The organism is Paenibacillus sp. (genome assembly GCF_048976745.1).
Taxonomy (GTDB): domain Bacteria; phylum Bacillota; class Bacilli; order Paenibacillales; family Paenibacillaceae; genus Paenibacillus.
Map to the genome: position 1 here is coordinate 1 of NZ_JBHGUU010000024.1, position 13791 is coordinate 13791.

The 13791-nt window shown below is 47.7% G+C and carries 11 protein-coding genes; 2 read left to right on the plus strand and 9 right to left on the minus strand.

Annotated elements, in window-relative coordinates:
- Positions 1–128 precede the first annotated feature (128 nt).
- Positions 129–2123, plus strand: a complete 1995-nt coding sequence (locus tag ACE3K2_RS25925; protein ID WP_421896886.1) for a GTP-binding protein — start codon at positions 129–131, stop codon at positions 2121–2123.
- Between the two features lie 14 nt (positions 2124–2137).
- A complete protein-coding gene (locus tag ACE3K2_RS25930; protein ID WP_421896889.1) occupies positions 2138–2815 on the plus strand; it encodes a tetratricopeptide repeat protein in 678 nt (225 codons plus the stop codon).
- A 113-nt stretch (positions 2816–2928) separates the two neighbouring features.
- On the opposite strand, the gene ACE3K2_RS25935 is transcribed toward ACE3K2_RS25930, so the two are convergent.
- The 9 genes from ACE3K2_RS25935 to ACE3K2_RS25975 form a co-directional block, all read right to left on the minus strand.
- Positions 2929–3990: a phosphotransferase gene (locus ACE3K2_RS25935; protein ID WP_421896892.1), complete on the minus strand. Its 1062-nt coding sequence runs from the start codon at positions 3988–3990 to the stop codon at positions 2929–2931.
- 91 nt (positions 3991–4081) lie between these two features.
- Entirely contained in the window at positions 4082–4744 is a 663-nt protein-coding gene (locus ACE3K2_RS25940; protein ID WP_421896895.1) for a GDSL-type esterase/lipase family protein, read from the minus strand.
- A 164-nt stretch (positions 4745–4908) separates the two neighbouring features.
- The gene (locus tag ACE3K2_RS25945; protein ID WP_421896898.1) at positions 4909–8076 is read right to left on the minus strand and encodes an MMPL family transporter; all 3168 of its coding nucleotides are present in this window, start codon (positions 8074–8076) and stop codon (positions 4909–4911) included.
- Complete coding sequence (locus ACE3K2_RS25950) at positions 8073–8531, minus strand: MarR family winged helix-turn-helix transcriptional regulator (protein ID WP_421896901.1); 459 nt, start codon at positions 8529–8531, stop codon at positions 8073–8075. The genes ACE3K2_RS25945 and ACE3K2_RS25950 overlap by 4 nt, the downstream gene beginning before the upstream one ends.
- A gap of 215 nt (positions 8532–8746) precedes the next feature.
- The gene (locus tag ACE3K2_RS25955) at positions 8747–9184 is read right to left on the minus strand and encodes a GNAT family N-acetyltransferase (RefSeq protein ID WP_421896904.1); all 438 of its coding nucleotides are present in this window, start codon (positions 9182–9184) and stop codon (positions 8747–8749) included.
- 63 nt (positions 9185–9247) lie between these two features.
- A complete protein-coding gene (locus ACE3K2_RS25960) occupies positions 9248–10234 on the minus strand; it encodes an N-acetylglucosamine kinase (protein WP_421896907.1) in 987 nt (328 codons plus the stop codon).
- Between the two features lie 66 nt (positions 10235–10300).
- Positions 10301–11014 carry a class I SAM-dependent methyltransferase gene (locus ACE3K2_RS25965; protein ID WP_421896910.1) on the minus strand — a complete coding sequence of 238 codons (714 nt, stop codon included), beginning with the start codon at positions 11012–11014 and terminating at the stop codon, positions 10301–10303.
- A gap of 68 nt (positions 11015–11082) precedes the next feature.
- Positions 11083–12045: an alpha/beta hydrolase gene (locus ACE3K2_RS25970; RefSeq protein WP_421896913.1), complete on the minus strand. Its 963-nt coding sequence runs from the start codon at positions 12043–12045 to the stop codon at positions 11083–11085.
- A 35-nt stretch (positions 12046–12080) separates the two neighbouring features.
- On the minus strand, positions 12081–13790 hold the full coding sequence (locus ACE3K2_RS25975) for an ATP-binding protein (protein ID WP_421896916.1): 1710 nt from the start codon (positions 13788–13790) through the stop codon (positions 12081–12083).
- Position 13791 lies beyond the last annotated feature (1 nt).

Genomic DNA, 13791 nt, shown 5'->3' on the forward strand with positions numbered 1-13791 from the left:
GCTTGTTTTTACACACGCCCTAATCATATATATCCACATATTCTTCCATATGGAAGATGTGGTATGATCATCTGGATTATTACTTGTCGGAAATATTGCATTCCGTTGTCAGAGGAGCTTGGCATTCCATGTTAAACGAATTGAATCGCAGGAATATTGGCATCTTTGCCCATGTGGATGCGGGGAAAACAACGACCACCGAGCATATGTTATTTGAGAGTGGTGTCGTCCGCAGTCCGGGACGTGTAGATGACGGAACAACAGCCACAGATTCACTGGACATAGAAAAGGAACGTGGCATATCCGTTCAGGCAGCCATGACCTCTCTGATCTGGAAGAACACCATCATTGACCTCATTGATACGCCTGGACATATTGATTTCAGCTCTGAAGTAGAGCGGACACTTCGGGTAATGGATGGCGCTATTCTCATTCTGTCGGCAGTAGAGGGAATTCAATCCCAGAGTGAAACCATATGGCATGCCCTTCGTTCACTTCGCATCCCAACCATCATTTATATTAATAAAATGGATCGGATTGGTGCATCTGCCCCAGCAGTCATGGAGCAGATTCGTTCCACCCTGTCCCCTTTCGCATGCGAAATCCAAACGTATCAACTCCATGAAGATACGTTTCATGGCATCGGCTCCCTATGGAATAATAATCATAATCAAGATACGCTGTCAGATCACACACCACCGATCCCAGGTCTGGTCGAGCTACTTGCTGAACTGGATGAAGAAGTCATGGAAGCCTACATTCAAGAGACTTCGTTATCCCAAGGGGATCTAAATGAAGCGTTTCTGCGATATGTACATCAAGGTGAGATGTTCCCCGTATGTTATGGCGCTTCTGGCAAAGGAATTGGCGTCACGGCATTGCTGGACGCAGTCCTTGCATTTCTGCCTGCACCTGCACAACCAGTGGACTCTCCCGTATCCGGTGTTGTGTTCAAGATCGAACGTGATCGCACGATGGGACGCACGGCTTACGTCCGAATGTATGGTGGCAGCTTACACAATCGGGATACCATCCATAATTCGACGCGGGAGCTTGAAGAGAAAGTGACGCAGATTCGCCGCATGGATGGACGAAAATGGGCGGATACCGGTGCCGTTTACGCGGGACAGATTGCTGCGCTGTTCGGACTGAGTGATACACATGTGGGCGACATTATCGGCAATCCTGAAGGTGTACCTCCTCTGCCACAGATGGCTGTGCCTTTGCTGACCGTACAAGTACATGGCAAGGACCCGACACGTTACCCCGATCTTGTTGCAGCATTGCAAGAGTTGACGGACGAAGACCCCTTACTCGATCTGCAATGGTTGCCGGAGGAACGAGAACTGCATCTCAAGGTCATGGGAACCATTCAGCTTGAGATTTTATCCAGCCTGTTGCTGAGTCGTTTCGGTTTGGATGTTGTGTTTGATCCGCCATCCGTAATCTATAAGGAAACGCCTCGTACAGCTGGAGAAGGTTACATCGCTTATACGATGCCCAAGCCGTGCTGGGCCATCCTCCGCTTCAAGATTGAACCCTTGCCTCGCGGAAGTGGTCTGATCTATACCTCAACCGTAAGAACGGATCATCTGCTGCTACGTTATCAAAATGAAGTCGAACGGCGAATTCCGGAAGCATTGTCTCAGGGTATGCTGGGTTGGGAAGTAACCGATCTGCGTATCACGCTGGTGGAAGGGGAACATCATGTCTGGCATACACATCCGCTGGATTTTGTCGTAGCCACGCCCATGGGGATCATGGATGGATTAGCGAGAACAGGTACCACGTTGCTGGAGCCCCTTCTTCAGTTCCGGCTGACGGTCCCGGAGGAATACGGCGGGAAGGCCCTCAGCGATCTGGTACATATGCGGGCAACCTTCGAAGCCCCCGTCATCGGTAGCGGACGCTGTATGATTGAAGGACTTATGCCTCTTGCAACGTCAATGGATTATCCGGTGAAGCTGCGTTCCGAGACTGGCGGACGTGGGGTGCTTACCACTTCGTTTGCCGGATACCAGGATTGTCCTACGGATGTGAATCATGCTCGCAAACGCAGAGGCGTTAATCCGCTGGATCAATCGAAGTATATTTTAAGTGTACGAAACGCGATTACATCATAAATGGAGTTGAACCTGTGCTTATTAAATTTCTTATTTTTGGCCTTCTATGGCGGATTGTAGGTAATCCGTTCATTGCCATCCTCATTTTACTCGTTATCCTGTATTTCCTGGATCGTCGTTACGTTGGGGTGTTCCCAAGCTTCACGAAACCTCTCAAGCGTATACGCAATATCTCCCGGCTTCGGCAGCAGCTCGCCATGAGTCCCAATGAAGTTTCTTCCAAGCTGGAACTGGCTCGTCTGTTAATTGAGCGCAAGCGGTATAGTGAGGCACATGCCTTATTGCTTGAACTGGAGCACCCCTACGAGCAATCCGCTGAGTACTGGGAGGCGCTGGGGACAACTGAGCTTCATCTGGGTAACATCGAACAGGGAGAACGTCACATTTTAAAAGCCCTCGAGATCAACCCCAGAGTCAAGTACGGACGTCCGTACCTTACTCTTGCTGGAGTCTTCAAAGATACGCATGAGGACAAAGCGCTGGATTATGTGCATCAGTTTCAGGAGATTCATTCCTCTTCCAGTGAAGCTTATTATCTGCTAGGATCGGTTCATCGTTCCCTCGGACGTAATGCAGATGCGAAGCAGGCTTACGAGCAATCATTAAACGTATATCGTTCGTTGCCCAAATACAAGAAACGTCAGGAGCGCCGCTGGGCTGTCCGCAGTTGGTTCCGCAAACGTGGGTTATAATGTCATCCGCTATACGCTGTAATCCTCATATATCACTCTTCTAACCAATAAAAGTGCACTGATCTCTGCCCTCATATGAGCAGAAACAGTGCACTTTATTCATAACAACGATATTAATATACCAATATCTCACGCAGTCGTTCCTCATGAAGACGCATCCAGTCCATCCGCTGTTTGAGCATCACAATCTGTTCCACAGCCACCTCCGGATCATCTGTCCCCTCAAACATCCGACTGATGAAATGCATGACCACATCCAGACTGCGTAGCAGAATCAATCGAGGTATGGCTAACAACTCTTCCGGTTGCAGGCTAACCTGTTCCCGAAATCCCCTGATCAGTCCCTCTTGTGCCTGCCACATCCAATCTTCACTCTTGTCCATGGTAAGAAGGTCAGACATCGGAACAGCCAGCTCCATGACCCGCAAATCCCATGTCGCAAATTCAAAATCCAAAATGACACAGATTTCACCACCCTGCTGATCTGCCAATACATTGGAAGCATTCACATCCCCATGAACCAATTGATGCGGCAGCTGTTCCATTCCCCGCAGGGCTTCAAACAGATCGGGCAGCGTGTCCCTCAGTTGCTTCAGCTCATGCGCACATGCGACCAATTGCTCCGGCGGCGATTGGCATAGCTGTAATAATCGTTCTGGTGAACAGAGCGGATAAGCATCCTGAATTCGATAGTACGGTGGATACACAGGTTCAAGCGGTACATCCAGCGTAGCCATAACAGAAGACAAGGCCCCCGCCGCTTTACCGAGACCAAATAACTGCTCTGGCTTATGCCAGATCGGATTGACACCTTTCCGATAATGAAACAGAGTCGCCATTTTGGTATGACCTGTGAGGGTATCTTTTACAGGAAGGAATGTACCGGCCTTGTCAGATGACCGTCTTACAGGTGAAGGTGTATCAAGCTTAAAGTTCGAACGTTGGAGGGCTTCCAGCACCTCGTGTTCAAAGGCAATTTTCATCGGATCATTATGTGTTTCGTATTGTCTCATTACGTAACGAGTCCCGTCTATATGGAGCATGTAGGTAGAATTATTCATCCCACCCTTTCCACGCTCGCCTTTCCAGTCCGATGTGAAACCATATGCGGCCAACACTTCGGATATACGTTGTTGCTCTGAATGATGGAGGGAACCGGAATCGATGTTTTGCACCAAAATTAACCCCTTTATCTCACAAAATGGAACTGTCTTTTATTTATCTTAAAGGAAGTCCATGGCTCGGTCTAGCTCTGTTCCAAAGTGATCAAGAGAACGGATAATATCCGGTCCGATTAAGCTGCTCTGCAATGACACGATATCCTCTTGCATTGGGATGTACTCTGTCCCAGAACAACAGTTCACGCTCATGACCTTCAAACCTGTCATACACCTGAGCACACGCGTAGTTGCCTGATCCCACTCCATTCAAAAACGAATTATACTGGCGCACCCAATACGCAGCTTCCGTCGCTTGTGGATACGGGTTGTACAATCCGATGGATCGGACCATATACTCATTGTTGCCCTTTAACTGCCGAATGTGCCTCATGATCTGGGATACATTACTCCGGGTTTCTCCAAGCACCTGTGTCATTTTACTGGCATTTGGAATGCCATTACTTGCTTTAAACGTACGAATCAGATCATTCCCGCCAATGGATAATGTAATGATATCGGCTTCACGCAGCGATTGCCGCACTCGGGGATGCGAAGAGATCATCTGTAACATTCCCCCCGACGTCAGTCCATTTACGCCCATATTTTCCATGGATACAAATGTACGAACATTCATTTCCGCCATTCGCCGATATAAAGGAACAAAGCCGGTGCCCAGCAACGCTCCTGTACCAACCGTTAATGAATCACCTATAGCCACATATCGATATACCATCCCGTCGCCCCTCTCTGCTGTGATTTCCTGAACCATAATGAACTGCTCTATATCTTATGATGAGCGGCAAGACACGGCGCGGGATGGTGTCCTTAGGCATGCACCTTTCTTTTGCATAAAATCATATTTCTTCTCTGTGGAGGAAAAAAAGAAAAAAGCCCTGCCGCAAAACGCGGCAGAGCCTAATCCATTACAATGCATTACATGCCTATGGTCCGATCCGACTCAGCGGAATCCGCCTGTTCCTTGTTAGGGAACGGCCACCAATTCGCCCGGCCAAACATCTTCACCATCACTGGGACGAAAAATGGCAAGAACAACAGAGAGTACAAGATCAGTCCGCTAAGGACTACTGTGGCAATCTGCATCATCGAAAGAACACCGGATGGATACATGGCAGCAAATGTACCGCTCAGAATGACCGCTGCAGATAGAATAACGGTCCCCATGTTCTTCATCGCGTACAACATGGCATCCTGTACTTTCATGCCTTTGTTCTCATTGAAACGATCCATCAGGAAGATGCTATAATCCACACCCAGTGCAATCAGCATGACAAATCCGAAGAACGGAGTAACCCAGCTAATGCCTGCGAACCCAAGGATATTAACAAACACCACTTCGGTTAACGCCATCGATGTAAAATAAGCCAATAATAAGGAAACGATTAGATACAGCGGCATAATGACCGAGCGAAGCAGCACGACCAGAATAATGAATGTGCCCGCCAACATCAGCATTACAGTACGTGTATAGTCGTTATTCGAGATCTCTTGCAGATCTGCAAACGTACTGGTAACTCCGCCTATGGCGATGTCTGCTTTTTCAAGCGTACTGCCTTGTACTGCACGATGTACAGCCGCTTCAATGTCAGGAACACGATCAATGGCTTCTGTGCCGTATGGATTCTCGGCGAAAATAACGTCAATCGTCATCGTTTTTCGATCTTTGGACAGATACGTATCAAATACCTGTTTGAAGTCTTTGTTGCTCAGTGCTTCTTCCGGAACGTACCAGCCTGCCAGATCGGAATCAGGTGAATTCTGTAGTTGTGTCAGATAATCCTGTGCCGAATCCAGTCCTCCGGAAACCTGTTTAATACCATCGACACTTTGGTTCAGTCCATCGGTCAATTGTGTCAACTGGCCACTCAGATCCGAGAAACCTTGCTGAATTTTCTCCTGACCACCCTGAAGCTGGCCAAGTCCGTTCTGTATGGAAGGGATCTCCTTAATCACTTTACCTTGACCATCAGCAGCCTGTTTCAGACCTGTCTCAAGCTGACTGATTCCCGTTACAATCTGTCCCAGACCATCGGCAAGTGCCTTCTGCCCGGCTGCTGCGGAGGCAAATCCTTCATTGGCCTGATTAATTCCAGCAGCGGCTTCTCCCAGCTTGGTCTGAATCTGACCCAAACCTTGAGCGAGCTGCGCTGTACCCGAACCTGTTTCACCAATTGTACCTTTGATACGCTGGTAGTCAGCATCTTGCTGTAAATCAGGATATTTTTCTTCAAGTGCTGTGAAGGATTCGGACAGACTTGTCAGCGCTGTTGAAACGCCGCTCAGCTGTTGCTGCAGTTCACGAGTTCCTTCCCCCAGTGCAGCGACACCAGCTCCAGCCTGACGATAGGCTTCGAGTAACTGATTGTTCGCTTGCGCAAGTTGATCTGCACTCGTTTTGGCTTGCTGAAGTCCCGCTTTCAGATCCCCTGCACCTGCAGAACCATCTCGAATCCCTTTCTCGATCTGCTGAAGCCCCTCACTGAGTTGTGTGATACCCGTCTGCAACTGGGAAGTTCCTTTGGTAAGTTCCCCTGCTCCATCGGCAGCTTCTTTTAATTGTGGTTCATTTTTACTTAGCTGACTGCTGGCTTCACTCAGGCCATCCCGGATTTTATCCAGACCCGTCTTGCCTTCACCCAGTCCATCCGATAAAGTTCCCACTTGCTGTGTAACTTCAAAATCTTTGATCTCATCACCCGTAGGTCGTGTCATGCTGCGGACACCAGAGACCCCGGCTACTTTCTCAACTTCCCGGCTAATTTTCTCGGCAACCGCCATATACTTCGCATTATCCATCGCTTCATCGTTCTGAATAACGATCTGACCTGGCAGCGATTCCCCCGGACCAAAGCTATCGGAGATAATGTTGAATGCTTTTACGGAATCATATTTCTCCCCAATCTCATCCAGACTGTTGAACGACAATTTGCCGTCGTACGTCATGAGAAGGGGCACACAGACTGCTGCAACGATGAGTAACGCAGCCCATGGACGTTTCAGCGAGAAACGGCCGGCTGCACCATAGATCTTGCTCTCGGCATGTTCCAGTGAGCCCTTCGAAGGCCAGAATAACTTCTTGCCAAGTACCGCCATGAAAAATGGAACGATCGTCACCAAAGCAAGCATCATCACAGCAATACCCACAGCTACGGCAACTGCAGAACGATACAACATAAACTGGGCAAAGCCGATCGCAATGAATCCAACCAGCACAGCTAGTGCGGAGAAGAGTACCGTTTTACCAGCAGTACGATAGGTCGCAATAATGGCATCCCATGTATTCTCATGATGAGCCAGCTCTTCCTTGAACCGACTGATCAGCAGGATGCAGTAATCCGTACCGATCCCGAACATGACGGCGACCATAAAGATCTGTGTAAACGTCGATATCGGGAAGTCGACTCCATCCACGAGAAATGCAACAATCTGTTGTGATACAATGTAACTGATACCCACCGTCAGCAGCGGTACAAACGGAGCTACAAACGAACGGAAGACCAGGAACAGAATAAGTAAAATAAAGACAACTGTAATATATTCCGATTTCTTGAGCCCCTCTTGGGAACTTTCAATGGTATCCTCGTCAATCAGACCTTTACCGGTTATGTAGTGCTCCACATTGACGGACTTCAATGCTTCATTCAGGTCTTCCCGCATTTCTTTGACCGTGCGATCTCCCAGATCAATGGAAAGCGATGTTAAAATCGTTTTGCCATCAGCCGAGATCATCTTCTCGGACAATTCAGGCTGAGAGAAAGGTTCCAGAATGGAAAGAATGCCCAGCTTCTCCTTATCGGCCTCCAATTGCTTAACGGCCTTCTCTGCCTCTTGTTTCCCCGTGGTACCCAGACCATCGGGATTATAGAATACAAGGGCAATCTGGCTGCCCTGCTGTTCACCCTCTTGTGCTGCAGCTTCATTCAAAATCGCTGCTGCCTGCGTGGAAGAGTAACCTTCAGGAACTGAGAACTGTCCCTTTTCCCGAATCAGTTCACTCATGTTAGGGGCAGTAAACATCAATACGGCAGCTACAACTACCCATAACCCCATCAACCACCATCGTGCTTTCAATATCGTTCTCATTCGTTCTCCTGTCCTCCTTCATGCGATAACAAAGCGGCAAGCTTCTCAAAAGATTCAATGAAATTCCGAACCTCTTCCGCTGTAAAATGAACCAGATATGGCTCCAGAATCTGCTGTATTTCCTGTTCTGTCTCCCTGTACACCTGGCTTCCGGTCTCTGTCAGAGTCAAATACACAACCCTGCGGTCACGTTCATCTCCGGCACGATGGACCAGATCACGATCCACCAGCTTGTTGACCAGAGCAGTAATGCTGCTCTTGCCTATGCACAGAAGCTCAGCCAGATCAGAGGGTGTACAAGACTGCTTCTCATTAATGAGTCGGAGTGAACAGAACTGATCCATCGTCAAAATCTGCCCTACACGTTCACGTATCTGGGTATCAAACCGTTTGGTTACCAGGAAAGAAGCATCCAAATAGCGGTTAACCAAACTTCCAGCATCCGGTGTGTTCATTCATCATTCTCCTTTCGCGATATAGTTCACTTAACGAACTATTCTTCTGTGAAACTATTCTATAATGAAACTATATTGAAAAGCAATACTTTGTTCCTGCTTTTTTTGATGAAAACGACAAAAAAACAGGACGTCCGACTCAGCTCATTGCCAAATCCAACATCCTGTAATACGTATGCTCTATATATTTTATAAAGTAGTAGAATGCATCTTCATTACTCTTCGTCTGTATCTTCCTCTTTTTCAAGCACACAACGGAAGCGCTCTACACCTGGATACCGTTCGCCCAGACTATATACGACGAATCCCGTATTCCGGTAGAACTCCACGGCCTCCAGATCCGTCTCTGCAATCAAAATGTCAGGATTGTATTTCTCCAGCAGTTGTGAAATCATGCCCCGACCATAATTTTTGAAGCGGTTCTCCGGCAGAATGGCTATATGGTGGATGGTGATCTCGCTTGAGCCAGTATGCTCATAGCCGATCAGACCGATCAATTGCTCCTCTGCTTCGTATCCGGCCAGATGCAGTTCGTCATTCTCTACATATTGTTTTAACGCACGTTTCAGATGATCCGGATCAGGAAAGACCGAGTAAGATAACAGCTCCTGTACTACCGGCTCTTCTATGCGTGATTTCAAATTAATTAACACCCTTATTCCTCCTATACCTTGCTTGTTTCCGTTATCGTATTGTAGTCGTTAACCCCTCAAAGTTCAAGTCGTATAACGAGTCAGTTCCGATTGAAGCACTGTCGGGATGTTATCCGATACGTTGATCTGCGCCAAATGATAGGCATCCAGCAGTGCACCCCCAACTGCCGGCACGTTACTGGTTATGTACTGAATTTTTTTCCCTTCGGGCCTATATGCAGCTTCCAGACCTTTCTGAACAGCCCCCACCATATAGGTTGAACTCAGACAGCTTCCAGTCATCGCCATGGACACTGTTGGCTGATCGAAACAGGATGCCAGCATGAGAATACCGACAACAGCCGTATCGGCAGCAGAGTCACATACCCTAACCGCAAGGGGAATATTCCGGGCTGCAGCTTCGGTCACCAGAGGTGCCATTTGACCAAATTTCCGATTAGTAGCCTGCTGATTATCAGCAAAACCAGACACTCCCAGTTCAGCAAGCTCCCGAACAGAGCTTACATGCCAATACGTTAAAACCTGCTCAATCCATTCTTGATCCTGCACCTCATAACGTCCCACGAGAATGGAATGCACCGTATCGTAAGCCAAAAATCGCGCTGCTGTTGGCGCATAATGACCGAACTGATCGTTGCGGAGCCAAGTGCCCTGTTCCGTTCTGCCAAGGATCAGAGAGCCTGTACCTCCAATGGCTACAATGCCTGGCTCACCGTTAAAGGCGGCTGTATGTGCGATATGTGTGTCGTTTACTGCACTGATTCTGCCTGTAATCCCGGTTCGGGCAATTAATGCTTCGGCCCATAGCGTATCTTCAGGCCGATTCAGACCCGCCATTCCTGCCTGAATGACAGCGATCTGATGTGATTGAAGTCCAGCCTGTGTTATAGCCTCAGCAATCCCTTCCAACACATGTTGTTCGGCCTGGATATCGTGATAACGATTGCAACCACCCTTTTGCACATAGGATAAAAGCCTTCCATGCTGATCGGCGACAGCCACACGGGTGTGGCTCCCCCCTCCATCCATCCCAATCACGTATGTATTCATCCTTGACTCTCCCCTTCCAAGTGAACAATAAGAGTGCCGGGGCTTTTATCAGTCCCGGCAGCGAATTTATTGCTTTTGCACAGCGAAACGAAGCAGTTCACAACGAAATTGTGTCGGCTCATCATACTTTTCCTCTTCAATCGTCTGTGTGACATGTTCCTGAAGCAGAATATTCCAGCCTTTGTAAGCCTTCTCCAGTATAGTAAACGCTTCGGCTGTAGGCAGGTTCAGCTCAATTAAAGGCTCAATCTCACGGCCTGAGTTTATTTCTTTTTCCTCCACATTGGTACTCATCGTAATACAATGAATGCCGCCTGTTCGCGTTCCTGCTTGCAATCGCTCTAACGCTTCCAGGAAAGCTTGCTTATTCGATACATGTTCCAGACATGAGCAAGCAGCTATATAGTCAAAATAATTCGGCTCAATTGCATAATGCTCAACGTCTGCTTTCGCAGCCTTCACGAGATGATCAACCTGATATTCTTTCGCATACTTGCGAAGTCCATCTATGGCCTCGTCCAGCAAATCTACCCCGATGACTTCACTGTTTGTTTGTGCAAGACGTTGTGCAATCGGTATCGTATGCCTTCCTACTCCGCATCCCAGATCGAGGACACGCAGTTCCTCCTTGTGAGCAAGTAAACGTTCCAGCATATCCATAACCATAGGCATTGGCCTGGACATCCAAGTACCAGAGGCGAATAATTCATTATTCTGATAGAAGTTGGAGTGATAACCTGCCTCTGCTTTTCGTGCAGCCTCAAATTGTTCATTTCCCATCAAGACACCCCCATAGTTTAGAAGCTAATTCTGTCATATCAATGAATACCCATAATACAATACGAGAATCAATTGATTACGAATTCTGGATGGGACAGATTCTTCTTCATAAAGGATTCCAGGGCCGCTTCATATCCGGTGCGATCAACTTGAAACGCTGTGCCATGACCCGCACGGGGGACGGTCAGCAATTCCTTTTTGGTAGGGCAAGCTTCATACAACCTGTACACCATTTCCGTTGGTACAAACATATCAGCCTCACCGTGGATGAACAGCACAGGAACGTTGACTTTGGAAAGTTGCTTGAGAGCCGAAGCCTCTCTGAAGGAATACCCTGCTTTCCACCGGGAGATCAGACTTGTGACAGGGATAAACGGAAATGCAGGAAGCTTGTATAATTGCTTTAACTGGAACGTCAATTCTTCTTCCACGGATGTATACGCACAATCAGACACAATCGCTTTAACCTGAGTCGGCAGGGCTTCACCACCTGTCATCAGTACGGTTGCTCCTCCCATGGATATGCCGTGCAATATGATTTCCCCTGTTGTGCCCACTTTTTCAAGCACCCAGTTGCTCCACTGGACATAATCCTTCCGATCTAACCAACCAAAACCGATGATATCACCTTCACTCCGGCCATGACCCCGATCATCTGGCATTAACACGTTATACCCATGCTTTTCCGCATAAAATCGGGCAAAACCAGCCATTTCTCTACCTTTTCCCGAATAACCATGTGCCAGAATCACTGTCTGATCTGATCCCTTATTGGAACGAAGCCAGGTACCATGCAGTTTTAATCCATCATGCGATTGAAGAGACACTTCTTCGATAGGCTGAGCATCCAGCCACTTCAGGTCAGAAGCACTGCTGATGATTTCATTGTCCGGTTCAGGCATCAGATTTGGATTATCCGCCAAAAACGTTTTTGGCGTACGGCGAATGGCGGTTTTGAAAAAATAAAGACCACCTGTCCACAGAAGAGCAAGAACGATCAGTACCAGAGCTGCAAGTACGTAGAATAACATGAACGGGTCCTACCCTCTTCCTTGTAAAAATATGTTCAATCTTTATTGACTCGCTGCAAAGACACACATGCTGCTTGATAGGCAGGTAACAAAGCATCCAGCAAAGGTTCGGCTTTCCGTGATTGACCTTCCTTCGCGTACTGCTCGATCTGGGCAAACAAAGATGATAAATAACGAATTCCCAGACTCAGACTTCCTGATTTCAGATCATGGGCTACCTCGGTTGCAGCAACATGATCACCCGACACAATATGTCTGCGCAGTACCTCAATCTTGGCAGGTGTTTCGGTACGATACATGTCCAACAACATTCCGAGGAGTGTACGTTCACCATCGGTGTTTAATTCCGCAATCTCACGCACGATGTTCATATTCAGTACCTCTGTCGCTTTGGAGGATTGCTGCCACTTCTGGATCATCTTACTCAGAATTTCCAGCGTGAAGGGTTTGCCAATAAAGTCGTTCATCCCGGCTTCCATACACTTGTCTTTCTCTACCTGCATGACATTACCTGTCATTGCAACAATGGGTGTGGGATGACGCATTTCATCCATTTCTATCGAGCGGATTTGGCGCGTTGCCTCCAAACCGTCCATCAATGGCATCATATAGTCCATGAGAATCAAACTGTATTTTTTGCTGAGAAAAGCAGCGACTGCCTCTTCCCCATTCACTACAGCATCCACTTGGGTTATTCCCAGTTTTTTGAGCTGCAGCATAACAAGCTGCCGGTTGATAACATTATCATCGGCCAGCAATACAGATACAGAAGCAGCTTCATCATGCATAGCCTCTGGCTGATACTCTTGAGTGGAAGCAGCAGACTGATTAACGGCCTCGTTAACGTTTTTCTTACCGAGTGTAAGTTCGAACCAAAATGTTGATCCTTCACCCTCTTGACTGTTTACACCAATCTGACCTTCCATCAGTGTAACGAGCGACCTACAGATCGATAATCCGAGCCCTGTACCCTCATACTCCTTCGAGCGTCCTCGTTCTGTCTGCATATAGGGTTGAAATAATTGGGCCTGATCTTCCTCCGAAATACCAATCCCTGTATCTTCAACTTCAAATCGAATGATTTGCTTGTTCACATCATCCTTACTAAGAGTGACTCGTATCTGTACAGAGCCTTCTGATGTGAATTTGTTCGCATTTTGAATGAGATTGATCAATATCTGCGTAATCCTCGTTGAATCCCCTTCAAGAAGATTGGAGATGCCGGGGTCACAGTCTACTGATAACCGATTGCCGTTCTTTCTGACTTGGGGTTCAAGCAAACGAACAATATAGTTTATCGTCTCTTGCAGATGCACTTCTCCCATTTCAAGTCGCATCTGACCCGCCTCAAGTTTGGACAGATCCAGAAGATCCTGAATCAGCTTGAGCAGCAGTTTGGCAGCATCCTGTATAACGGAAACGGAATTCTCCTGTTCTTCAGACAAGGGAGACAGCTTAAGCATCTCTGCCATCCCCAATATGCCATTTAATGGCGTACGAAAATCATGACTGATGCCTGCAATAAATGCGCTTTTGGATTCCCCTGCATCTACTGCTTGCTGACGGGCAGCTTCAAGGCTGTTATTGTTCTTGGCAAGCAGACGCTGGAGTGTCACCAGTTCGTTATTCATATCCGAGAATTCCGCAAGTGTCCGTTCCTCTTGTTCTTTGCTCCGGATCATCTGATCCGACAACTGCTCAATCGTTCTCCGTAGCCTCTGTATCTCTCCGTTCTCATTAGACATC

Bases quoted from the DNA above. Each gene is read 5' to 3' on its own strand.
- ACE3K2_RS25925 (WP_421896886.1), top strand. From the start codon at position 129: ATGTTAAACGAATTGAATCGCAGGAATATTGGCATCTTTGCCCATGTG.
- ACE3K2_RS25940 (WP_421896895.1), bottom strand. From the start codon at position 4,744: ATGGTTCAGGAAATCACAGCAGAGAGGGGCGACGGGATGGTATATCGA.
- ACE3K2_RS25945 (WP_421896898.1), bottom strand. From the start codon at position 8,076: ATGAGAACGATATTGAAAGCACGATGGTGGTTGATGGGGTTATGGGTA.
- ACE3K2_RS25950 (WP_421896901.1), bottom strand. From the start codon at position 8,531: ATGAACACACCGGATGCTGGAAGTTTGGTTAACCGCTATTTGGATGCT.
- ACE3K2_RS25960 (WP_421896907.1), bottom strand. From the start codon at position 10,234: ATGAATACATACGTGATTGGGATGGATGGAGGGGGGAGCCACACCCGT.
- ACE3K2_RS25965 (WP_421896910.1), bottom strand. From the start codon at position 11,014: ATGGGAAATGAACAATTTGAGGCTGCACGAAAAGCAGAGGCAGGTTAT.
- ACE3K2_RS25970 (WP_421896913.1), bottom strand. From the start codon at position 12,045: ATGTTATTCTACGTACTTGCAGCTCTGGTACTGATCGTTCTTGCTCTT.
- ACE3K2_RS25975 (WP_421896916.1), bottom strand. From the start codon at position 13,790: ATGTCTAATGAGAACGGAGAGATACAGAGGCTACGGAGAACGATTGAG.